We start from the raw sequence: 20,819 nt of genomic DNA on the forward strand, positions 1-20,819 counted from the left end.
TTCGCGATCGAAATGCCGCGGTTCAGGGAAGTTCGGCGGAGGATGGGGGCATGCAGCCGAATCCGCAGTACCGCATCGGGATCGACGAGGTGCGCACGCTCGCGCGGCGGGCGCCCTGGATGCTGCTCGTCTCGCATCCGGCGGCCGGCATGGTCGCCTCGCCGTCGCCCGTGCTCGTCGACGACGAGCACCCCGACGCGCAGGACGACCGGCTCGTGCTCGTCACGCACCTCGGCCGTGCGGATGCGCGCGGCCACGGGCTGCTCGCGGAGCGCTCCCAGGAGCAGGGGCCGCCCCAGATGCTCGTCGTGGTGCAGGGCGAGCACGGCTACATCTCCCCCAGCTGGTACGTCGGCGACGACCGCGGGCAGGTGCCCACGTGGAACTTCGAGATGGCCACGCTCACGTGCGACGTCGAGGTGCTCGACCCGGACGAGAACCTGCGGGTGCTGCACCGCCTCGTCGAGCACTTCGAGGGTCAGTACGCGTCGGATGGCGGCGTCCGGCTCGACATCGACGACGAGGGCAACCGCGGCATGGCGATGGGCACCGTTGGCCTGCGCCTCCGCGTCCGCGCCTTCGACGCGAAGGCGAAGATGAGCCAGAACAAGTCGCCCGAGACGCGCGCCAGCGTGGTCGCGCAGCTCGACGCATCCCACCCGCGACTCGCCGCGCGCATGCGCGCCGCCGGCTGAGCCCCAACCATCGACGCCGCTCGTTCGTCCTAGAGGGTAGGAGGAGACTCGCGTGCCAGCCCGGTGGGAGCAGGTCTGCGCCGAGCTCGTCGCCCACCGGGGCGAGGCGCTCGTGCGGTACGCGATGCTCCTGAGCGGCGACGAGGAGGAGGCGCGCGACATGGTGCAGGACGCCCTGGCGGCCACGTTCGGCCGCCTCCGCAACGGCTTCGAGGTCGAGCAGGCGGAGGCCTACGTGCGCAAGGCGATCGCGAACAAGTTCCTCGATCGCGCCCGCCGCGGCCAGCGCTGGCGCCGCATCGCCCCGCTCGTCGTCGAGCGCGAGGGCGTCGACTCGGGCGCGACGCTCACGGGCGAGCGGCTCGACATGGCGCACCGGTTGCAGCGGCTCTCCCCGCGCGAGCGCGCCTGCATCGTGCTGCGCTACGACGAGGACCGCACCGTCGAGCAGATCGCGACGGAGCTCGGCATCTCCGCCGGAGCCGTGAAGCGGTACCTGTCGGATGCGCTCGGCAAGCTGCGCGGCATGCTTGAGCGGGAGCAGGGACGGGCGGACCGCGAGGCGGGCGGCGCCGCGGCGGAGCAGGACCGGACGACGGGCGAGCGCACATGAGCGACGACGAGCTGCGGCGGCGGCTGCACGACATCCCGGGTCCCCGGTCGGGCATCGACGTGGACGCGGTGCTCGCGGGCGCGCGGCGCAAACGGCGGCCGAAGGTCGCAGCCATCACCGCTGCCACGGCGGGCGCGGGGATCCTCATCGTCGCGCCCTTCGTCGCACCGGGGCTCCAGTCGTTCCAGCCGACGAGCGCACCGGGGCTCGCCGAGGACGCCGGCGCGCCGGCCCAGGAGGAGGGGGTCGGCGGCGGCGACGCCGGGTCGCAGACCGGGGCCACTGAGGCAGGTCCTGCCGATGGAGCTGCGCTCGCCGACGCGTGCGCGGCCATCGCCGCGACCGGCCTCGGCATCGAGCTGCGGTTCCTCGACGACCCGGCCGACGGTTCGTCGGAGCTCGCTGTCTCGAGCCTCCTGGATGCCGGTGTGACCATCACGCTCGAGGCGGCCGGCAGCGCCGCGGTCGATGCGCAGGGCGTCCCACTGGCTGCGGCGCTGGACGCGGGCCGGGTGCTCCACCTTGACCTCGTCGCTCGCGCCACCGGATCGACCCCGGTCGAACTGGGACCACGCTCGGACTGCGGCGTCGCCGGTGAGGCGGTCGGCATCGCGCCGCTCGCCCTCGTGACACTCGTGCACGACGGCGAGACCTCGACCGCGACCGTCGTCGGCGACCCCTGGGGCGTTCGCTGAGAGCGGCGCAGACGGGGGTCATCCCCCAGGCTCCCGCTCACGTCCGCTGGCTAGACTCGCGCCAGGTCGGCACCCCCGAGACGTGCCGGCAGCGGGGAGCGCAGATGCAGGCCAGGATCGTCCGTCCGTTCGCGGTCGTCGCGATGGGGGCCGCAGGCCTGCTGGCGCTCTCGGCCGGCGCGCTCGTCGCCGAGGACCCCGTCGACGTCGGTACCGACCCCTTCGTCGACACGACCGGCGACTACCAGGCCGACGACGCCGAGGTGACGGCGCAGCTCGAGGAGGCGAACGCCGCATCCGACGGCGACGTGTTCGTCGTCGTGGTCGACTCCTACGACGGCATCGAGCGCGGCGAGTGGTCCGTGCAATCGGCGGAGGCCTCCGGGCTGGGCCAGGACGACCTGCTCGTCACGATCGCGATGGACGACGGCCAGTGGGGCTACGGCTACCCGCAGGGCTTCCCGCTCTCGGAGGCAGAGGTCAATCAGATCGCGCAGGAGTCGCTGCTCCCGGCGCTGAACAACGGCGACGTCCCCGGTGGCGTGACGGGCTTCTCCACCGCGGTCGGCGAGGCGATCGCGACGGGCGGCACCGAGGGCGGCACGGAGGTCAACATCGACCCGTGGCCGGTCGTGCTGCTCGTCGGCGGCGCGGCGGTGGTCGGCGGGGGCGCGTTCCTCGTCACCCGCGGCATGCGCTCGCGGCGCAAGAAGCAGGGCGAGGTCGCCGAGCGCAAGCAGCAGCAGCTGAGCCTCGAGGAGCTCAAGCAGCGCGCCGACATCGCGCTCGTGCAGCTCGACGACACCGTGCAGGCGAGCGAGCAGGAGCTCGCGTTCGCCAACGCGCAGTTCGGCGAGGAGGCCGTGCGGCCCTACCGGGAGGCGCTCGACAAGGCGAAGGCCGGCCTCACCGAGGCGTTCGCGCTGCAGCAGCAGCTCGACGACGCCTTCCCCGACTCCGACCAGGAGCGGCACGAGTGGTCGAGCCGCATCCTCCAGATCGCGAACGGCGCGGGCACCGAGCTCGCGAGCCATGCGACCTCGTTCGAGCAGCTGCGCGACCTCGAGCGCACCGCGCCGCAGGTGCTCGAGTCGCTCGTGCAGTCGCGCCAGCAGCTCGACGGGCGCATCGCGAACGCGCGGCAGATCCTCGACCGCCTCGACGACGTGCACGCCGGCGCATCCATCGACCCGGTGCGCGAGAACATCGCGGGCGCCGAGCGGCAGCTGCCGAACATCGACCAGTCGCTCGCCGCCGGCCGGGACGCGAGCCAGCAGGGCAACGGCTCGAACGCGGCGCTCGCCGTGCACGCGGCCGAGGCGGCGCTCGCCCAGGCCTCCGGCCTGCTCGCCGCGGTCGAGCGCGCCGAGCGCGACCTCGACACCTCCCGCAGGCAGCTCGACGAGCTCGTGCAGGACTCGATCGGCGACATCGCCGCCGCCAAGACGCTGCGCAGCACCAGCACGGTCGACCTCGCGCCGCTCATCCAGCACGTCGAGGAGCAGGTGCGGGTCGCGCAGCAGCGCCCCACCGACACCCTCACGGTGCTGAGCAACCTGCAGCGCGCCAACCAGCGCCTCGACGAGGCGACCGCGCAGCTGCGGCAGGGCGGCGGCCAGCTGCAGCGCCAGCAGGTGGGCCTCGACCGCTGGATCGACTCGGCGCGCGCGAACATCGACCGCGCCGAGGACTACATCCACACCCGCCGCATGGGCGTGGGCCCCCACGCGCGGCAGCTGCTCGCCACCGCGCAGCAGGAGCTCGCGCAGGCGCTGCGGCTGCGCGAGGCCGACCCGGCCACCGCCTCGCAGTACGCGCAGGCGGCGTCGCAGCACGCCGAGCAGGCGATGCAGGATGCGTCGGGCGACGTGGGCGGCTGGGGCGGCCAGGCGCAGAACCCCTACTACCGCGGCGGTCGAGGCGGCCGCGGCGGCGGCATGGGCGGCGGGCGCGGGCAGGACATGCTCACCGGCGGCCTGCTCGGCTACATCCTCGGCGACATGCTGAACGGCCCGGGCGGCGGCATCGGCGGGCACGCCGGCGGCTACACCGACCCCTTCGGCGGCGGTGGCGGCGGCGGAGGCGGCGGCCTCGGCGACCTCTTCTCCGGCGGCGGCGGCTCGTTCGGCGGCGGCGGAGGCGGCGGCTTCTTCGGCGGCGGCTTCTCCGGCGGCGGCGGCGACTTCGGCGGCGGAGGCGGCTTCTTCGGCGACTGACACGACCCGACCCGTGCACGCACCAGCGATCCCACCGACTCACACGTAGACATCCGACCCATGACCAGAGCACGATTCCCATGGCCGCTCCGGCGGCAACAGCAGGAAGGAACATCCATGTCCAAGCAGTCCATCCTCGGCCGCATCTCGCAGCTCGCGAAGGCCAACATCAACGCGCTCCTCGACCAGGCCGAGGACCCCCAGAAGATGCTCGACCAGATGGTTCGGGACTACACGAACTCGATCGCCGAGGCCGAGTCGGCCATCGCCCAGACGATCGGCAACCTCCGCCTGCAGGAGCAGGACTACCAGGAGGACGTGCGCGCCGCGGAGGACTGGGGCCGCAAGGCGCTCGCCGCCAGCCAGCGCGCCGACGAGCTGCGCACCACCGGCTCCCCCGACGCCGCGAAGTTCGACAACCTCGCCAAGGTCGCGATCGGCAAGCAGATGCAGTCGGAGTCGGAGGCACGCGCCGCCGAGCCGTCGATCCAGTCGCAGAACGAGGTCGTCGACAAGCTGAAGACCGGCCTCGACACGATGAAGGGCAAGCTCGACCAGCTGAAGTCCAAGCGCTCCGAGCTCATCGCGCGCGCGAAGGTCGCCGAGGCGCAGACGCAGGTGCACGACGCCGTGAAGTCGATCGACATCATGGATCCGACGAGCGAGATCGGCCGCTTCGAGGAGAAGATCCGTCGCGAGGAGGCACGGGTCGTCGGCCAGCAGGAGCTCGCCGCCTCGTCGCTCGACGCGCAGTTCGAGGCGCTCGAGGACGTCGGCCGCGAGACCGAGATCGAGGCTCGGCTCGCCGCGCTCAAGCACGACCAGCAGCGGGCTGTCGGCGGCGGCACGCAGCAGGGTGCGATCGGCGGCTCGCAGCAGAGCACGCAGGGCGACACCGTCGAGGCCGAGGTCGTCGACCGCTAGGACGTCGACCGCTCCTCAGCGGTGCAGCCGAAGGCGGAGGTCCGCGGACCTCCGCCTTCGTCGTGCCCGGCGGACGGTCAGACGCCGCAGTGTTGTCACACGCCCCAGTGCTGTCAGACGCCCCAGTGCTCGAGCATCGCCACGCAGAAGTCGTCGTTGGTCCCCGTCGAGCCGAAGATGACCTCCTCGCTCAGCACCTCGTCGGTCGCGATGTCGATCACGAGCAGCAGCCGGATCTGGCCGTCGTCCTTCGCCAGGAGCTTGCCGTCGCTGCCGACGAGCCGTGACCCTCCAGCCAGCAGCGCCGTGACGCTGAGCGTCCCGTCGCCGTTGTCGACGATCTTGTGGTCCCGCAGGAGCGTGTTCGGCTGGATGGCGGTGACCGTCATCCCGTCGTAGCTGAACGTCTCCACCAGCGTGAAGCGGTCGTGGTACCACAGCGGCCCACGGTCGCCGCGCGTCCTGATGGTGCTGGAGCCGGTGTAGTCGTAGGTGTAGGCCACCTCCAGCCCGGCGCCGCAGAAGTCGGTGGCGACACCACTGCCGGAGTCCTCGATGGTGAAGCGCTCGACGACACGGGCGCTGGCCGGAGCGGCGCCCGCGGCGATGAGGCCGCCGACGAGGACCGCGGTGAGCAGCGCGCGGGTCTTGGTGTGCTTGAACATGGTGGTGCCCTTCGGTGGAACGGAACTTCCGGACGGACAGCGCCCACCTCGTGACCCGCGCACCCGCACCAGCGGTCGGCTGCGCCGGCGACATCGTCCGCCGCCGAGCGTAGGCCGCGACCCCGGGCGGCGGTACTCCCCGATCTGCCCCTGCGGGCGGAGGTGGTCGACGGCGGATCGCGGTCACGCGGGGCCGCGTTTGGAGGGCGTGGACGAACGTCCACTCGCCGCTCACCGGCCGCCGCTAGGTTGACGGCGTGACCGAGACGACTCCGCGCGTCGCGATCGAGCGACGCGGCACCATCCTCCACATGACCCTCGACCGGGTCGACAAGCGCAACGCGGCCGACGAGCGGATGCTGCAGGAGCTGTCGCTCGCCTACGGCCAGCTCGACCGCGACCCGACGCTGCGCGCCGGCGTCGTGAGCGCCCGCGGCGATCACTTCACCGCCGGGCTCGACCTCGCCGACATCGCGCCGAAGCTCGCGACCGGGCGCATCCGGCTCGTGCCCGACGGCGGTCTCGACCCGTGGGGGCTGCAGACGCCGCCGGTGCGGAAGCCCGTCGTGCTCGCCGTGCAGGGCACGTGCCTCACGCTCGGCATCGAGCTCGCGCTCGCCGCCGACATCGTCGTCGCCGCCGACTCGACGGTCTTCGCGCAGCTCGAGGTCGCGCGCGGCATCATGCCGTTCGGCGGCGCGACCGTGCGGTTCCCGCGGCTCGGCTGGGGCGACGCGATGCGCTGGGTGCTGACCGGCGACCGCTTCGACGCCGTGGAGGCGCACCGCATCGGGCTCGTGCAGGAGGTCGTGCCCGCGGGGACGGAGCTCGACCGGGCGCTCGAGCTCGCCGAGCGGATCGCCGCGCAGGCACCGCTCGCCGTGCAGGCGACGCTCGCAGCGGCGCGCGAGGCGCTCGTCGACACGTCGGATGCGGTCGGCTCGCTGCTGCCCACGGTGCAGCGGCTGGGCATGACGAACGACGCGCGCCGGGCGGCCGAGGGCTACCTCGCCGGGAAGCCCATCCCCTTCCAGGGCGACTGAGGCGCCGTCAGGCGCGGGACGGGATCGTCGAGCGGTAGACGGCCTCGAGCTCCTGCGCGACGTCGCGCCACTCGCGGCGGCTGACGATGCGGCGGCCCGCGAGCCCCAGCTCGACCTGCAGGTCGACGTCCTCGAGGATCGCACCGACGGCCTGCGCCCACTCGGCGGGATCGCGGCCGTCGACGAGCACGCCGGTCTCGCCGTCGACGACCGACTCCACGAGCCCGCCGACGCGCGAGGCCACGACGGGCGTCCCGCTCGCCGCCGCCTCGAGCGGCACGAGGCCGAACGACTCCGTGCGGCTGGGCACCACGACGACATCCGCCGCGTCGAGCAGGCGCGCGAGCGCCGGCCGCTCGAGGCTGCCGATGTGGCGCACGCGCCCCTCGATGCCGATCTCGCGCGCGATGTCGTGCAGCGATTCGAGGTACCGCTCGTCGCCCGGCGTGGCGTCGCCCGCGACGACGAGCACGGCATCCGGCAGGTGCTCGAGCATGCGCACGGCGAGGTCCTGGCCCTTGAGCGGCTGCACGCGGCCGACGCAGACGACGAGCCCGTCGTCGGGCCGCACGCCGAGCCGCGCGCGCACCTCGGCGCGCGACGCCACGGGGCGAGGCTGGAACAGCAGCGCGTCGACCGCCGGCGGCACCAGCCAGACTCGCTCGGCGGATGCGCCGATGCCGTCGCAGAGCACGTCGACCTCCGCGCGCGAGACGGCGGCGATCGCGTCCACCTCGCCCGCGAGGTAGCGCTCGGTGAGCACGCGACGCTCGGGCTCGGGGCGCTCGTCGGTCGCGAGCCTGCGGTTCTTCTCCTCGGCGAGGGTGTGGAACGTCTGCACGATCGGGATGCCGAGCGACAGCGACACCGGGAGCGCCGCGAGCCCCGAGAGCCAGTAGTGCGCGTGGATCACGTCGTAGGAGTCGGTCGCGGCGAGCGCGGCGCGCTCGAGCTCGGCGCCGAACGCGTCGGCGAGGTTGGGCAGCTCGTGCTTGCGCACCACGCCGCCGCCGGTCGCGAGCGCGTAGAGCGTCACGCCCGACGCGATGGCTTGCGAGTGGGGCGCGCCGGCGGAGCGGGTGAAGACATCGACGTGGTGGCCGCGGGCGGCGAGCGCCATCGCGCTCTCGAGCACGAGCACGTTGAGCCCGCCCGCGTCGCCCTTGCCGGGGCGATCGGTCGGCGACGTGTGCATCGAGACGACCGCGATGCGCAGCGGCTCCGCATCGGGGATGCCGAACGGCTCGGGGCGCATGCGTCCAGGCTATCCGCGCTCCCTCGCCCGCGCATCCGAGTACGGTCGTCGCCATGACCTCCTCCGACACCCCGCTCGCGCGTGCCGGGCGCCGGCTCGGCGTGGCCGGCCGGACCGCATCCGGGCCCGCCTTCCGCGCGCTCACCGCTCCCCCGGTCGCCCGTGCCGGCCATCGCATCGCGACGCGTGCGGCGCGCCTGTGGGGGCGCATCCTCGGGGGCGAGGAGCGGCAGGTCGGCGACCTGACCGTCGTCTCGGGGCTGCCGAGCTGGGCCTTCGGCCGCGGCGGCACGACCGTCGGCGCTGTGTTCCTGACGAAGGACGCGGTGACCCCGGACATCCTGGAGCACGAGGACGTGCACCGGCGGCAGTGGGAGCGCTACGGGCTGTGGTTCATCCCGATGTACGTCGCCGCGGGCGCCGACGCGCTGCAGAACCGCTTCGAGGTCGAGGCCGGCCTCGAGCTGGGCGGCTACCTCCCCAAGCCCCGCAGGAATCTCAACGGAGCGGCTGGCAGCACGAGGGGATAGTGCCCTCGCGCTGCCAGCTGCTCCGTTGAGAAGACGGCTAGGGGCGCATGGCGGTGACGACGCGCTGCGTCCAGGGGATGCGGCGCTCGAGCTGGCGGCCGATCGCGAGCAGCGTCGCCTCCTCGCCCGGACGGCCGATGAGCTGCACGCCCATAGGCACTCCGTCGGCGGTCGGCGCCGTGCGGTGCACCGGGAGCGCGATCGCGGGGAGACCGACCATGTTGACGAACGACGTGTGCGGCGTGTGCAGCACCTGCGCGTCGAAGTCGGCCTCGCCGTCCTGGGGGTACCAGTCGAGCGGCCTCGGGGTGAGCGCGGTCGCCGGCGTGAGCACGGCGTCCCAGGGCGCGAACGCGGCCAGTACCCGCCGCTCGAGCTCGGTCGCCCACAGCTGCGCCGTCGCGAGGCCGCCCGCGGTGAGGTGGTCGCTCGTGTCGATGATCCAGCGGGCGAGCGGCTCGAGCAGGTGCCGGTCCTCGCGCGCGATCGGCACGGTGGCCGCGCCGCCGCGCCACAGCGCGGTGAACGCCTCCGCGTATCCCGAGACGCCGAGGAACCCCGACGCGTCCGGCAGCGCCACCTCGCCGATCTCGTGGCCGAACGCCTCGAGCGCGCGGATCGCGGTCGCGACCGCGTCGTCGGCCTCCGGCGCGATGCGGATGTCGTGGCTCGCGTCCCACGGCGTGCCGGTCATCACGGCGATGCGGAAGCGCCCCTCGCCGCGCACGGCGGCCGCGAGCAGCGAGCCGTCGTCGCGCTCGGGCGATCGCAGCGTCAGCGCGTGCGGCGTCACGCCGTTGACCCGGCCGATGAGGGCGTCGGTGAGCAGCGCCACGTCCATCACCGAGCGCCCGATCGCGCCGGCCGTGACCAGCCCGCCGACCTGGCCGACGCCGCCGTTCGCGGGGATGCGCCCGCGCGTGGGCTTCAGCCCGACGAGGCCGCACGTGGCGGCCGGGATGCGGATCGAGCCGCCGCCGTCGGACCCGGGCGCGAACGGCAGCAGCCCCTGCGCGACCGCGGCCGCCGCGCCGCCGGACGAGCCGCCGGCGTGCAGGCCGGGGTGTCCCGGCAGCGTCGTCGGGCCGTGCAGCGCCGAGCGCGTGTAGCCGGCGAACCCGAGCTCGGGCGCGGCGGTGCGGCCGAGCACCACGCCGCCCGCGGCGTCGAGCACGCTCGCGACCGGATCGGTGACGTCGGCGATGACGCCCGCCTGCCAGCGGCTGCCGAGCGACGCCGGCTGCCCGGCGCGGCGCGTGAGGTCCTTGTCGGCGAACGGCAGGCCGTGGATGAGCCCGGTGCGGTCGTCGGCGTCGTCGATCGCCCGCGCGCGGGCGATCGCGAGCTCGGCGTCGACGTGCACGATCGCGTTGGCCTCGTCGAGCCGGTCGATGCGGTCGAGGAAGTGCTCGGCGACCTCGACGGCGCTCAGCTGGCGCGCGTGCAGCAGCCGCCAGAGGTCGAGCGCCCCCAGCTCGTGGATCGCGCTCACGCGTCCGCCGCCGGTCGGCGCGCGAAGGTGATGTGCTGCGCGACCCAGCCCGTGCCGGCGCCGACCGCGAGCGCGACGAGCACGCGCAGCGGCTGCCCGGCCGCGCTCGTGGCCCACACGAGCGCAGCGCTCGTCGCGAGCCCGCCGGCGAGGCCGAGCAGCCAGCGCAGCAGCGCCACGGGTGCGCTGCCGGCGAGGGCGCGCAGGATGAGGGCGAGCAGCGCCATCACCGCACCGAGCACCGCGCCGAGCAGGAGCGACCAGAGGGCGATCGAGATCCACAGCACGACGTCGGTGCCGGCGGCGGTCTCGACGGCGGCGGCGAGCACGACCGCCTCGGCGAGCACCGCCGCGATGCCGACCGCCCAGAGCGCCACCTGCCACAGCCGCCAGCGGAACGGCGCCGCGGCGCGTGCCGCCGCGGTCACCCGAAGTACCTGCCGGCCCGGCGCTGCAGCCGCTTGCGCTCGGTGCGCTCGCGCATCTGGTCGCGGCTCGCGTAGTTCGTCAGCTCGCGGAACGGGTCGCGGCCGACGAAGCGCGACGGCTCGGCGATGATCGCCGCGATGGCCTTGTCGAACTCCCAGTACTCGCCGATGCGCGTGCCCTGGCCCGGGTTCACGTGCCGCAGGCGGGCCTCGAAGCGCACCTCGTCGCGCACCTCGACCTGCACGATGAAGCCGCGCGTCGCGCCCGCGACCGACACCATCCAGAACCCCGGGCCGAGGTCGGTCACGGTCGCGCTCGGGTCGCTCGCGGCTGCCGCCACCTGCGCGTCGGTGTGCTCGCGCGTCTTCCGCCAGTCCTCGAACTCGGTCACGGAGCCATCGTGGCACCGCGCGGTGACATGGGCGACCGGCGACGGCGGCGCGCTACGGCTCGTCGCGGTCACCGCGCTCCTCACCGCTCCCCGCGCCGCCGACGCCGCGCTCGGCGTCCCTCGCGCGGGCGACGAGGCCGGCGAGCGTCGACGCTCCCTGCTGCGCGTCGTCGACCGTCACCGCGAACCTCGACCCCTCGCGGGTGGTGACGACGATGCCCGGGCCGCGCCGCAGCACGATCGCGAGGTGCCCCGGGAGGCCGCGGTAGCCCCATCCGCCCCACCCGAGCGGCTCGATCTCGTGCGCCTCGACGACGCGGATGCGCTCGAGCGGGATCGTGCGCAGCGGCAGCATCACGAGCGCGCCGCGCACCCGCAGCCCGTCGGCGTCGACCGTGACGCGGATGCGCGCGAGCGCGAGCGCGATCGCGGCACCGGCGAGGAGCACGCCCGCGACGAGGATCGACAGCCACGGGCCCGCGATCGGCAGCACGGCCGCGACGAGCACGCTGCCGACGGCGAGGACGATGCCGAGCAGCAGGAACGGCGTCGAGCGCGCCTCGCCCCGCCACGACCGCTCGTCGGTGGGGGCGAGCGGCAGCACCGGCTCGTCGAGGTGCGGCACCCGGTCGTCGCGCGGGTGGATGAGCCACGGCACGAGCAGCAGCAGCACCGCGCCGAGCAGCAGCGCGAGCCACGGCCCGAGCACCGCCTCCTGCGCGCTGCCCGCCTCGACGGTCGTGACCGCCGAGACGACCCACGCCGCGGCGAGCATGCCCGAGACGGCGGCGAGCAGCGAGAGCAGCGTCGCCCGGGTGCGGCTCGACAGCCGCACGGCTGCGAGCACGAGCCCGGCGACGAGCATCGCGCCGGTGATCGACAGCAGCGTCACGGCGGTCGGCACCGTCGGCGAGATGCCGTCGGCCACGCCGGTGTCGGACCAGTGCGTCGCGATCGAGGCCGGCAGCCGCGGGGCGAGCGCCGCCCAGGTCGCGGCGATCACCGAGGGCGGCAGCGCCAGCACGAGCGCCGCGAGCCACACGCGCGCCCGGTCCATGCCCCCATCCTCTCGGACGACGGCTGCTCTCCCGGCGCGCGCGACGGCGAGCCTCAGCGGCGCGACCGCAGCAGGCCGATGCTGGTGGCCACGAGCGACGTCCACGCGCCGAGCAGCACCCCCACCGGGGCGAGCTCGATGGCCATCTGCGTGAGCGCGAAGAGCAGCCCGGTCGCGCAGGCGACCGAGAGCACGGCGATCGAGACCGCGCGCCAGTGCGGCACGCCGTGCGTCAGCTCCCGGCGCGCCACGACGACGCCGACGGCGGCGAGCACCCCCGGGATCAGGCCGTAGCCGCTGCCGACCGCGAGCGCCTCCAGGTCGGGGATCGCCGCGAGCGCGATCAGGGCGCCGCTCGCCACGCCGACGACGACGGCGACGGCCGCCGCCCAACCGACGGCGAGCGCGAAGCCGGGGTGCGCGCGATGGGCGTGGTCACGGTGCTGGACGGCGGTCATGGATGCCTCCCCGCGACGGCGCGGCACCGCCGCTGACGCCAGCATCCTCCGGGTGGCGGCCGCCCGCAATCCGCGTCAGAGGGCGGCCGTCGCGGAGACGCGCGTCAGCGCTTCTTGCGCAGCGACTTCTGCAGCAGCACGATGCCGAGCTCGCGCCCGAACTTCTGACCGACCCGACCCATCCGCCCGATCTCGTCGAAGCCCAGCCGCTCGTGCAGGCGGATCGACGCGTCGGCACCCTGGTCGGCGATCACGGCGATCATCTCGCGCACGCCGCGTGCTCTGGTCGCCTCGATGAGCGCCTCCATGAGCGCGCGCCCGAGGCCGCGGCCGGTTGCCGCGGGCGAGAGGTACACCGACGACTCCACCGTGTAGCGGTAGGCGCTGCGCTGCTTCCAGGGCTGCACGAGCGCGTAGCCGAGGATCGCGCCGGTCGCGCTCTCGGCGACGATGAAGGGCAGCTGCAGCTCGGTCGCCTCGCGCAGGCTGCGCCGCCACTGGCCGAGCGTCTTCGGGCGCTCGTCGAACGTGACGGTGGAGTTCAGCACGTAGTGGCGGTAGATGTCGCGCACGACCGGCAGGTCGGCCGCCGCGACGGGCCGGATCGTGAACGCGAAGTCGGGCTCGCGGTGCTCGGGCTCGCGCAGGTGCGCCGGCAGGCGACGACGGCGGTCGTACTCCTCGGGCAGCACGTCAGGCCTCGCCCTCGGCGGGGATGCGCCAGTCGATCGGGGCCGCGCCCTGCGCCTCGAGCGCCGCGTTCGCGCGCGAGAAGGGCCGCGAGCCGAAGAACCCGCGGCTCGCGGACAGCGGCGACGGGTGGGCCGAGGCGATGACGGGCGTCTCCCCGAGCAGCGGCGCGAGCAGCTGCGCCTTCGCGCCCCACAGGATCGCGACGAGCGGGAGCGGCTCGCCGTCCGAGCCGCGGCGCGCCACGAGCGCTCGGATCGCTGCCTCGGTCACCTGCTCCCATCCCCAGCCGCGATGCGAGTCGCTGACGCCCGCGCCGACGGTGAGCACCCGGTTGAGCAGCAGCACGCCCTGGTCGGCCCAGGCGGAGAGGTCGCCGTGCGGTGCCGGCTCGATCCCCAGGTCGTCGCGCAGCTCGCGGTAGATGTTCTGCAGCGAGCGCGGCAGCGGCCGCACGTGCCGCTCGACCGCGAACGACAGCCCGATCGGGTGCCCGGGCGTCGGGTACGGGTCCTGGCCGACGATGAGCACCCGGACGGCGTCGAGCGGCTGCCGGAACGCGCGCAGCACCGCGTCGCCCGCTGGCAGGTAGAGGCGACCCTCCGCGGTCTCGCGCCGCAGCCGCTCCCCCAGCTCGCGCACGACCGGCTCGACGGGCGCGAGCGCCTCGGCCCAGCCGGCGTCGACGAGCTCGCGGAGCGGCGCGACGGTCATGGCGCGGGAGCTGCGGCGAGCACGGCGACCGTGACCCGGTCGGTGTCGCCGGCGCGGTCGGCGGTCCAGACGCTGCCGTCACCCGCGACCTCGAGGCCACCGGCACCCACGATGAGCGACGTGCACTCGTCGATCGCGACGACCCGGTCGGCGAGGCCCGCCGCCACGATCGCGATCGCCCGCGAGACGTTGCCGTACTGCGCCGCGTGCACGTCGACGATGAGGTCGACGAGCCCGAGGCCCGCGTCGAGCGTGACGTCGTCGAGCCCCTCCGCGTTCGCCTGCGCCGCCACGGGCACCCCACCGATGCGCCAGCCGCCCAGCAGCGCGACGTCGCCGGCGATCATCGCGCCCGCAGAGTAGCCCGCGTAGGGCACGCCGGTCGAGACGAGCCCGCGGATGGTGTCGGCGGCCGGCATGACCGCCGCGTGGTAGCCGGGCGTGAGCCCGCCGCCGATGAAGATGCCGTCGGCGCCGCCGAGGTCGGTCGGCAGCAGCGTGCGCTCCGCGGTGAGCTGCACGATGCGCACCTCCCCCGCGCCGAGCTTCACGAGGTCGGCGCGGTAGTCGTCGTGCCACGCCTCGCCCTCGGCCGCATCCGCGGCCCACAGCACGACCACGATCACGGGTGCGCCCTCGGCGCGCTCGCGGGCCTCGGCGACGAAGCGGCCGGTCCAGCGCGACTCGTCGTCGGCGTCGCCGCCGCCCAGCAGATGGATGCTCATGCGTCCGAGTCTGCCAGTCCCTCGCGGGGAACTCTCAACGGAGCGACTGGCTGCACGAGGGGATAGTGCCCTCGCGTCACCAGCTGCTCCGTTGAGGATTCACGAGAGGGCGGTGAAGGCCTCGTCGAGGATCGCGAGGCCCGCGCGGGCGTCGTCGTCGCCCATCACGAGCGGCGGCACGACGTGCAGGCGGTTGTCGGCCGCGAACGGCACGTAGCCCCGCTCCATCAGGAGCCCCTTGAGCTGTGCGACGACGGATGCGTCGACCGGCTCGCGCGTGGCCCGGTCGGCGACGAGGTCGAGCGCCCAGAAGCAGCCGCGCCCGCGGACCTCGCCGATGATGGCGTGCCGCTCCGCGAGCGCCGCCAGCCCCGGCCCGAGGATGTCGGCGCCGAGGTGCGCGGCGTGCTCGACGATCCGCTCCTCGCGCATCGCGTCGATCGACGCGACGATCGACGCCGCCGCGAGCGGGTGGCCCGCGTACGTGAGTCCGCCCGGGATGGCCCGCTCGCGGAAGGTGTCGAGGATGTGCTCGGCCATGATGACGCCGCCGACCGGCACGTACCCGGAGTTCACGCCCTTCGCGAAGGTGACGAGGTCGGGGCGGACGCCGTCGTGCTGGTGCGCGAACCAGCGGCCGGTGCGGCCGAAGCCCGCCATCACCTCGTCGAGGATGAGCACGATGCCGTGCCGGTCGGCGAGCTCACGAAGCCCCTGCAGGTAGCCGGCCGGCGGCACCAGGATGCCCGCGGTGCCCGGCACCGACTCCACCAGGATCGCCGCGAACGTCGACGGCCCCTCCGCCTCGATCACGCGTCGCGCGTGCTGCAGCGCCCGCTCGCACTCCTGCTCCTCGCTCTCCGCCCAGAACTCCGAGCGGTAGAGGAAGGGGCCGAAGCAGTGCACGTGGCCGGTCGAGAACTCATTGCCCACCCGGCGGTGGTCGCCGGTCGCGTTCACCGCCGCGCCGGTGTTGCCGTGGTACGAGCGGTAGTGCGAGAGCACCTTCCCGCGACCGGTGTGGATGCGCGCCATCCGGATCGCGTTCTCGACGGCATCCGCACCGCCGTTCGTGAAGAACACCGCGGCCATGTCGTCGATCGTCGACAGGATGCGCTCAGCCGCTTCCCCGCGCCGCAGGTTCGTCGTGGCCGGGGCGACGGTCGCGAGCTCGGCCGCCTGCCGCTGGATGGCCTCGACGACCCGCGGATGCGCGTGGCCGATGTTCGTGTTCACGAGCTGGCTCGAGAAGTCGAGGTACTCGCGACCGTCGTGGTCCCACAGCCGCACGCCCTCGCCGCGCGCGACCGCGAACGGGTTCGTCGTGCCGTGCTTCGACCAGGAGTGCAGGATCAGCCGGTCGAGCTCGCGGGCGCGCTCGCCGTCGGGGTCGGGACTCGTCATGATCGCTCCTCGGTCACGAAGTCGTGGGGTCGCAGGTCGCAGGGGTTCTCCGGACTCTACCGATCGCTACTGGCCGCCCTCCTGCAGCTCGACCTCGATCGGCGAGAAGTCGTCGCCGGTGACGTCGACGCCCTCGGCCTCGAGCTGCTCGAGCGCCTGCTCGACGTACTCGTTCGTCCACGCGCCGTCGTCGGGGGCGGCGGTGAGCACCGTCGCGCCGTCCTGGTTGCGCGTGCTCATCGCGATGTCGACCGTCTGCTCCCAGGCATCCTCGTCGATCATGCCGATGCCGCCCTCGGACGGCCAGATGAGGCTGTTCGTCTCGTTCACCATCCACAGCTGGTGCGATGCGCCGAGCTGGCTGCCCGCGTCGACGACGATCTGCGCCGCCTCCTCGGGGTTGTCGCGCGCGTAGAGCCAGCCCTCGATCGACGCCTTGATGAACGCGACCGTGGTGGCCTCGAACTCCGGGTCCTCGAGCCGCTCGCTCGATGCCCAGATGGCGTCCTGCAGCATGGCGGTGCCGACGTCGTTCCAGTCGAGCACCGAGAAGTCGTCGGCCGTGTAGAGCTCGCCCGTCTCGGGGTCGACGCTCTCGAGCAGCTGCGCGTACTCGTTGTACGTCATCGCCTGCGCGGCATCGATGTCGCCGGCGAGGAGGCCCGACATGTCGAACGCCTGCTGCACGAGGGTGACGTCGGTCATCGGGTCCAGCCCCGCCTCGGTGAGCGCGGCGAACAGCTCGAACTCGTTGCCGAAGCCCCACGAGCCCACGTTCTTGCCGGCGAGGTCCTCGACCGAGTCGATGCCGGCGTCGGCGAACGACACCTGCAGCGTGCCCGAGCGCTGGAAGATCTGCGCGACGTCGGTGATCATCGCGCCCTGCTCGCGACTCGCGAGCGCCTTCGGCACCCACGCGATCGCGAAGTCGGCGCCGCCGTCGGCGAGCACGGTCTGCGGCACGATGTCGGCGCCGCCCTCCGTGATCGTCACGTCGAGCCCGGCCGCCTCGTAGAAGCCCTGGTCGACGGCCGCGTAGTAGCCGGCGAACTGGCCCTGCGCGAACCACTGCAGCTGCAGCGTCACGGGCGTGAGCTCGCCGTCGGCGCCGGCGCTCTCGGACTCGGTGGGTGCCGCGCCGGTGGAGCAGGCGACGAGCACGGCGGATGCGACGGCTGCGGCGGCGGCGAGGACGGCGCGGCGGCGGGTGCGGGACGCGGACGGCGGTGCGGAACGGTGCATGGTGGGCTCCTCGGGATGGGTGCTGGTGGTGCAGGGTGCTGCTGGTGCGGATGCGGTGGTGCGGATGGGCTGGCGCGCGAGCGCGTCAGCCGACGGGGATGCGGGCCCAGCGGCTCGCGAGACGCTCGAGCAGGAGCGTGACGGTGTAGAAGATGAGGCCGAGCGCGATCGCGGCGACGACGTACGCCCAGGCGCGGGCGTACCCGGACTGGGCCGCGGCGCTCGCGATGCGGCTGCCGAGGCCGTTCTGCAGGCCGCCGAAGTACTCGGCGACGATCGCGGAGATGACCGCGACCGACGAGGCGATCGTGAGCCCGGCGAAGACGAAGGGCACGGCGCCGGGCATGGTCACCATCCGCGTCGCCTGCCAGCCGCTCGCCCCGTAGGCGCGCATGAGGTCGCGGTGCACGGGGCGCACCTGGCGCAGCCCGCGCAGGGTGGTGATGAAGACCGGCACGAACGAAGCGATCGCGACGACGATGATGCGCGGCATCTCGCTCGTCGCGCCGTACATCGTCTGCAGCACCGGCGCGAGCGCGACGATCGGTACGACCGCGATCGCGGCGACGAGCGGTGCGACGACCTGGTCGAGCCAGCGCACGCGCGCGGCGAGCGCGGCGACCACGACCGCCACGACCGCGCCGAGCAGCAGCCCGACGAACGCGTTCCTGCCGGTCGCGAGCGCGGCCTGCGCGACGCCGGCGATCGCCGCCTGCAGCTGGGCGAGGATCGCGCTCGGCGCGGGCAGCAGGTAGGGCTGGATCTCGAGCGCCCGCACGCCGACCTCCCAGAGCGCGAGCGCGGCCACGCCGAGCGCCGCGGGCGCGGCGATCCGCACCCAGCCGCGGTCGGTCCAGTGCGCTGCGGTCATCGCGCCTCCGCCCCGCGCGGCGCGGCGCGCGGCGTCGCGCCCTGGCGGCCGTGGAGCGCCTCGCGCACGGCCGTGACCGAGCGGAAGAACGCATCCGTCTCGCGCACCGCGTCATCGGCGGCGCTCGCGACCGGCGCGCGTTCGACCGCGACGACGTCGGTGATGCGACCGGGCCGCGGGCTCATCACGACCACCGGTCGGCGAGGAAGACGGCCTCCGGGATGGAGTGGGTGACGAAGACGACGGCCGCGCCGGTCTCCGCGCGGATGCGCAGCAGCTCGCCCTGCAGCCGCTCCCGCGTCATCTCGTCGAGCGCGCCGAACGGCTCGTCCATCAGCAGCAGCCGCGGGTGCTCGGCGAGCGCGCGGGCGATCGCGACGCGCTGCTGCATGCCGCCGGAGAGCTGGTCGGGGTGCCGGTCGGCGAACTCGGCGAGCCCGACGAGCTCGATGAGCTCGTCGGCGCGGGCGCGGCGGTCGGCGGCGGATGCGCCGTGCAGCTGCAGCGGCAGCTCGACGTTGGCGCGCACGGTGCGCCACGGCAGCAGGCCGGACTGCTGGAAGGCGATGCCGTAGGCGCGCTCGAGCCGCGCCTGGCGCGCGGGCATGCCGAACACGCGCACCTCGCCGGCGCTCGGCTCGTCGAGGTCGGCGATGAGCCGCATGAGCGTCGACTTGCCGCAGCCGGACGGCCCGATGAGGGCGACGAACTCGCCCTCCGCGACCGTGAGGCTCACCGCGTCGAGCGCGCGCACCGTGCTCGCCGCCCTGCCGGCCCTCGTCTCGAACACCTTCGTGACGTCCGCCACCTCGACCGCGCTCATCGCGCCTCCGCTCTCCGGTAGTCGCGGAGCGCGAGCCCCGCGAGCGCGACGATGCCCGCCGCGACGAGGCCCATGACGACGGCGCCCGCGATCGGCGCCCAGGCCTTCGCGGGATCCGACGAGCCCGACTGCGCGTACTCGACGATGAGCCGGCCGATGCCGCCGCGCGCGCCCGTCGACACCTCCGCCACGACCGTGCCGATGATCGCGGTCGCGGCGCCGAGCCGCAGCGACGACAGCAGCTGCGGCACCGCGGCGGGCAGCCGGAGGTATCGCAGCGTCCCCCACCAGCCGACGCCCTGGGCGCGGAAGAGGTCGAGGTGCTCCTGCTCGGGCGCGCGGAGCCCGCGCAGCGTGCCGATCGCGATCGGGAAGAACGCGAGGTACGAGGCGATGACGGCCACGCTCATCCACCGCTCCCACTGCAGCGCGCCGAGCTCGAGCCGCCCGCCCCACGCGACCACGAGCGGCGCGAGGGCGATGAGCGGCACCGTCTGGCTGAGGATGAGCCAGGGCAGCATCGCGCGGTCGGCGAGCCGGAAGCGCTGCATGACGAGCGCGAGCAGCACGCCCACGACCGCGCCGAGCAGCAGCCCGATCGCGGCGGTGCCGAGCGTCTGCCCCGCGGCACGGGCGACGGCGACGACGACGAGCTCGCCCGCGGCGCCGGTCGCGGGCTGGAAGGCGCGGGCGACCGCGTCCCACACGTGCGGCATCGCCAGGTCGGTCGTGCGCGGCAGCAGCACCGTGCCGCCGAGCGCGACGCCCTCCGCCGGCCCGAGCGCCTTGTACAGCTCCCACAGCGCGGCGAGCCCGAGCGCGCCGAGGGCTCCGAGCAGCAGCGGTCGCGTGCCCCGAGCCCTCATGCGGTCACGACCTCGCCTTGGCGGTCTCGCGGAGCGCCGGGATGATCCGCTCGCCGTACTGGCGGAGCGTCTCCTCCTTGTCGTCGTGCATGACGTAGGCCGCGAACTGGTCGACGCCGAGCTCGCGCAGCCGGGTGAGCTTCTCGATGTGGTCGTCGGCGGTGCCGAGCACGCAGAACCGGTCGACGATGGCATCCGGCACGAAGTCGACGTGGTCGTTCTCGGCCTTGCCGTGGCTGTTGTAGTCGTAGCCCGAGCGCGACTCGATGTAGCTCGCCAAATCCTCGGGGATCGCGCTGCCCTTGCCGTACTTCGCCACGATGTCGGCGACGTGGTTGCCGACCATGCCGCCGAACCAGCGCGACTGCTCGCGCTGGTGGTCGAGGTCGTCGCCGACGTAGGCGGGACCGGCCACGCAGATCTTGATCGACATCGGGTCGCGGCCCGCGTCGCTCGCGGCGGTGCGCACCCGCTCGATCATCCACTTCGTGATCTCGGGGTCGGCGAGCTGCAGGATGAAGCCGTCGGCGACCTCCCCCGTGAGCTTGAGCGCGAGCGGGCCGTAGGCGGCGACCCACACCGGCAGCTCCGAGCCGTGCGACCACGGCAGCCGCAGCGTCACGCCGCCGACCTCGACGGCGCGGCTCGAGCCGAGCTCGCGGATGACGTGCACGGCCTGCCGCAGCTCCTTGAGCGTCGTCGGCTGGCCGCCGGAGACGCGCACCGCGGAGTCGCCGCGGCCGATGCCGCAGATGGTGCGGTTGCCGTACATCTCGTTGAGCGTCGCGAACGTCGAGGCGGTGACGCTCCAGTCGCGGGTCGCCGGGTTCGTGACGAACGGGCCGACGGTCACGCGACGCGTCGCCGCGAGCGCCGCCGACAGGATCACGTACGGCTCCTGCCACAGCACGTGGCTGTCGAACGACCACACGTGGCTGAAGCCGTGCACCTCCGCGAGCTGGGCGAGCTGCACGAAGCGGCTCGCGGGCGGGTTGGTCTGGAAGACGGCGCCGAACTCCAT

Annotated in this window: 22 protein-coding genes and 1 pseudogene; 7 read left to right on the plus strand and 16 right to left on the minus strand. The window is 74.0% G+C overall.

Translation table 11 applies throughout. The features are described 5' to 3' along the window. Positions 1–50 precede the first annotated feature (50 nt). The 5 genes from ABIB37_RS00905 (at position 51) to ABIB37_RS00925 (ending at position 5,143) form a co-directional block, all read left to right on the plus strand. Positions 51–695, plus strand: a complete 645-nt coding sequence (locus ABIB37_RS00905) for an FMN-binding negative transcriptional regulator (RefSeq protein WP_354255536.1) — start codon at positions 51–53, stop codon at positions 693–695. A 52-nt stretch (positions 696–747) separates the two neighbouring features. Then, the gene (locus ABIB37_RS00910; protein WP_123697400.1) at positions 748–1,308 is read left to right on the plus strand and encodes a sigma-70 family RNA polymerase sigma factor; all 561 of its coding nucleotides are present in this window, start codon (positions 748–750) and stop codon (positions 1,306–1,308) included. Continuing rightward, on the plus strand, positions 1,305–2,003 hold the full coding sequence (locus ABIB37_RS00915; protein ID WP_354255538.1) for a hypothetical protein: 699 nt from the start codon (positions 1,305–1,307) through the stop codon (positions 2,001–2,003). Before ABIB37_RS00910 ends, ABIB37_RS00915 begins: the two co-directional genes overlap by 4 nt. Before the next feature lie 104 nt (positions 2,004–2,107). Next, on the plus strand, positions 2,108–4,219 hold the full coding sequence (locus tag ABIB37_RS00920) for a TPM domain-containing protein (RefSeq protein WP_354255541.1): 2,112 nt from the start codon (positions 2,108–2,110) through the stop codon (positions 4,217–4,219). Between the two features lie 117 nt (positions 4,220–4,336). Next, positions 4,337–5,143, plus strand: a complete 807-nt coding sequence (locus tag ABIB37_RS00925; RefSeq protein ID WP_123697397.1) for a PspA/IM30 family protein — start codon at positions 4,337–4,339, stop codon at positions 5,141–5,143. A 113-nt stretch (positions 5,144–5,256) separates the two neighbouring features. On the opposite strand, the gene ABIB37_RS00930 is transcribed toward ABIB37_RS00925, so the two are convergent. Beyond that, positions 5,257–5,808, minus strand: coding sequence for a hypothetical protein (locus ABIB37_RS00930; protein ID WP_354255544.1), 552 nt, complete (start codon positions 5,806–5,808; stop codon positions 5,257–5,259). A gap of 257 nt (positions 5,809–6,065) precedes the next feature. On the opposite strand from ABIB37_RS00930, the gene ABIB37_RS00935 reads away from it, so the two are divergent. Then, a complete protein-coding gene (locus tag ABIB37_RS00935; protein ID WP_354255547.1) occupies positions 6,066–6,851 on the plus strand; it encodes a crotonase/enoyl-CoA hydratase family protein in 786 nt (261 codons plus the stop codon). A gap of 7 nt (positions 6,852–6,858) precedes the next feature. On the opposite strand, the gene ABIB37_RS00940 is transcribed toward ABIB37_RS00935, so the two are convergent. After that, a complete protein-coding gene (locus ABIB37_RS00940) occupies positions 6,859–8,106 on the minus strand; it encodes a glycosyltransferase (protein ID WP_354255550.1) in 1,248 nt (415 codons plus the stop codon). Between the two features lie 53 nt (positions 8,107–8,159). Between ABIB37_RS00940 and ABIB37_RS00945 the strand changes: the two genes are divergently transcribed. After that, positions 8,160–8,636: a hypothetical protein gene (locus tag ABIB37_RS00945; RefSeq protein ID WP_354255553.1), complete on the plus strand. Its 477-nt coding sequence runs from the start codon at positions 8,160–8,162 to the stop codon at positions 8,634–8,636. A gap of 37 nt (positions 8,637–8,673) precedes the next feature. Here the strand turns inward: ABIB37_RS00945 and ABIB37_RS00950 are convergent, their stop codons facing one another. The 14 genes and pseudogenes from ABIB37_RS00950 to ABIB37_RS01015 form a co-directional block, all read right to left on the minus strand. Next, positions 8,674–10,128 carry an amidase gene (locus ABIB37_RS00950; RefSeq protein WP_354255556.1) on the minus strand — a complete coding sequence of 485 codons (1,455 nt, stop codon included), beginning with the start codon at positions 10,126–10,128 and terminating at the stop codon, positions 8,674–8,676. Then, positions 10,125–10,556 (minus strand): hypothetical protein, encoded by a 432-nt coding sequence (locus tag ABIB37_RS00955; RefSeq protein WP_354255558.1) that lies wholly within the window; start codon positions 10,554–10,556, stop codon positions 10,125–10,127. The genes ABIB37_RS00950 and ABIB37_RS00955 overlap by 4 nt, the downstream gene beginning before the upstream one ends. Beyond that, a complete protein-coding gene (locus ABIB37_RS00960; protein WP_354255561.1) occupies positions 10,553–10,948 on the minus strand; it encodes a hypothetical protein in 396 nt (131 codons plus the stop codon). Before ABIB37_RS00960 ends, ABIB37_RS00955 begins: the two co-directional genes overlap by 4 nt. Before the next feature lie 52 nt (positions 10,949–11,000). Then, positions 11,001–12,005 carry an SdpI family protein gene (locus ABIB37_RS00965; protein ID WP_354255564.1) on the minus strand — a complete coding sequence of 335 codons (1,005 nt, stop codon included), beginning with the start codon at positions 12,003–12,005 and terminating at the stop codon, positions 11,001–11,003. A 53-nt stretch (positions 12,006–12,058) separates the two neighbouring features. Further along, complete coding sequence (locus ABIB37_RS00970) at positions 12,059–12,463, minus strand: hypothetical protein (protein WP_354255567.1); 405 nt, start codon at positions 12,461–12,463, stop codon at positions 12,059–12,061. A gap of 104 nt (positions 12,464–12,567) precedes the next feature. Then, the gene (locus ABIB37_RS00975; RefSeq protein ID WP_354255570.1) at positions 12,568–13,155 is read right to left on the minus strand and encodes a GNAT family N-acetyltransferase; all 588 of its coding nucleotides are present in this window, start codon (positions 13,153–13,155) and stop codon (positions 12,568–12,570) included. Between the two features lies 1 nt (position 13,156). Further along, the gene (locus ABIB37_RS00980) at positions 13,157–13,867 is read right to left on the minus strand and encodes a uracil-DNA glycosylase (protein WP_354255573.1); all 711 of its coding nucleotides are present in this window, start codon (positions 13,865–13,867) and stop codon (positions 13,157–13,159) included. Then, positions 13,864–14,592, minus strand: coding sequence for a Type 1 glutamine amidotransferase-like domain-containing protein (locus ABIB37_RS00985; RefSeq protein WP_354255576.1), 729 nt, complete (start codon positions 14,590–14,592; stop codon positions 13,864–13,866). The genes ABIB37_RS00980 and ABIB37_RS00985 overlap by 4 nt, the downstream gene beginning before the upstream one ends. Before the next feature lie 99 nt (positions 14,593–14,691). Beyond that, positions 14,692–15,996 carry an aspartate aminotransferase family protein gene (locus ABIB37_RS00990; protein ID WP_354255579.1) on the minus strand — a complete coding sequence of 435 codons (1,305 nt, stop codon included), beginning with the start codon at positions 15,994–15,996 and terminating at the stop codon, positions 14,692–14,694. A gap of 66 nt (positions 15,997–16,062) precedes the next feature. Beyond that, positions 16,063–17,238 carry an ABC transporter substrate-binding protein gene (locus ABIB37_RS00995; RefSeq protein ID WP_354255582.1) on the minus strand — a complete coding sequence of 392 codons (1,176 nt, stop codon included), beginning with the start codon at positions 17,236–17,238 and terminating at the stop codon, positions 16,063–16,065. Between the two features lie 85 nt (positions 17,239–17,323). After that, a complete protein-coding gene (locus ABIB37_RS01000) occupies positions 17,324–18,109 on the minus strand; it encodes an ABC transporter permease (RefSeq protein WP_354255585.1) in 786 nt (261 codons plus the stop codon). Continuing rightward, a pseudogene (locus tag ABIB37_RS01005) lies at positions 18,106–18,932 on the minus strand (ABC transporter ATP-binding protein). Before ABIB37_RS01005 ends, ABIB37_RS01000 begins: the two are co-directional and overlap by 4 nt. After that, positions 18,929–19,798, minus strand: a complete 870-nt coding sequence (locus ABIB37_RS01010; protein WP_354255587.1) for an ABC transporter permease — start codon at positions 19,796–19,798, stop codon at positions 18,929–18,931. Before ABIB37_RS01010 ends, ABIB37_RS01005 begins: the two are co-directional and overlap by 4 nt. Before the next feature lie 4 nt (positions 19,799–19,802). After that, complete coding sequence (locus tag ABIB37_RS01015; protein ID WP_354261497.1) at positions 19,803–20,819, minus strand: TIGR03842 family LLM class F420-dependent oxidoreductase; 1,017 nt, start codon at positions 20,817–20,819, stop codon at positions 19,803–19,805.

It is taken from the genome of Agrococcus sp. UYP10 (genome assembly GCF_040547205.1).
In the GTDB taxonomy this organism is placed as follows: Bacteria; Actinomycetota; Actinomycetes; order Actinomycetales; family Microbacteriaceae; genus Agrococcus; species Agrococcus jenensis.

Bases quoted from the DNA above. Each gene is read 5' to 3' on its own strand.
- ABIB37_RS00905 (WP_354255536.1), top strand. From the start codon at position 51: ATGCAGCCGAATCCGCAGTACCGCATCGGGATCGACGAGGTGCGCACG.
- ABIB37_RS00915 (WP_354255538.1), top strand. From the start codon at position 1,305: ATGAGCGACGACGAGCTGCGGCGGCGGCTGCACGACATCCCGGGTCCC.
- ABIB37_RS00920 (WP_354255541.1), top strand. From the start codon at position 2,108: ATGCAGGCCAGGATCGTCCGTCCGTTCGCGGTCGTCGCGATGGGGGCC.
- ABIB37_RS00925 (WP_123697397.1), top strand. From the start codon at position 4,337: ATGTCCAAGCAGTCCATCCTCGGCCGCATCTCGCAGCTCGCGAAGGCC.
- ABIB37_RS00930 (WP_354255544.1), bottom strand. From the start codon at position 5,808: ATGTTCAAGCACACCAAGACCCGCGCGCTGCTCACCGCGGTCCTCGTC.
- ABIB37_RS00940 (WP_354255550.1), bottom strand. From the start codon at position 8,106: ATGCGCCCCGAGCCGTTCGGCATCCCCGATGCGGAGCCGCTGCGCATC.
- ABIB37_RS00945 (WP_354255553.1), top strand. From the start codon at position 8,160: ATGACCTCCTCCGACACCCCGCTCGCGCGTGCCGGGCGCCGGCTCGGC.
- ABIB37_RS00965 (WP_354255564.1), bottom strand. From the start codon at position 12,005: ATGGACCGGGCGCGCGTGTGGCTCGCGGCGCTCGTGCTGGCGCTGCCG.
- ABIB37_RS00970 (WP_354255567.1), bottom strand. From the start codon at position 12,463: ATGACCGCCGTCCAGCACCGTGACCACGCCCATCGCGCGCACCCCGGC.
- ABIB37_RS00980 (WP_354255573.1), bottom strand. From the start codon at position 13,867: ATGACCGTCGCGCCGCTCCGCGAGCTCGTCGACGCCGGCTGGGCCGAG.
- ABIB37_RS00985 (WP_354255576.1), bottom strand. From the start codon at position 14,592: ATGAGCATCCATCTGCTGGGCGGCGGCGACGCCGACGACGAGTCGCGC.
- ABIB37_RS00990 (WP_354255579.1), bottom strand. From the start codon at position 15,996: ATGACGAGTCCCGACCCCGACGGCGAGCGCGCCCGCGAGCTCGACCGG.
- ABIB37_RS00995 (WP_354255582.1), bottom strand. From the start codon at position 17,238: ATGCACCGTTCCGCACCGCCGTCCGCGTCCCGCACCCGCCGCCGCGCC.
- ABIB37_RS01000 (WP_354255585.1), bottom strand. From the start codon at position 18,109: ATGACCGCAGCGCACTGGACCGACCGCGGCTGGGTGCGGATCGCCGCG.
- ABIB37_RS01010 (WP_354255587.1), bottom strand. From the start codon at position 19,798: ATGAGGGCTCGGGGCACGCGACCGCTGCTGCTCGGAGCCCTCGGCGCG.
- ABIB37_RS01015 (WP_354261497.1), bottom strand. From the start codon at position 20,819: ATGGAGTTCGGCGCCGTCTTCCAGACCAACCCGCCCGCGAGCCGCTTC.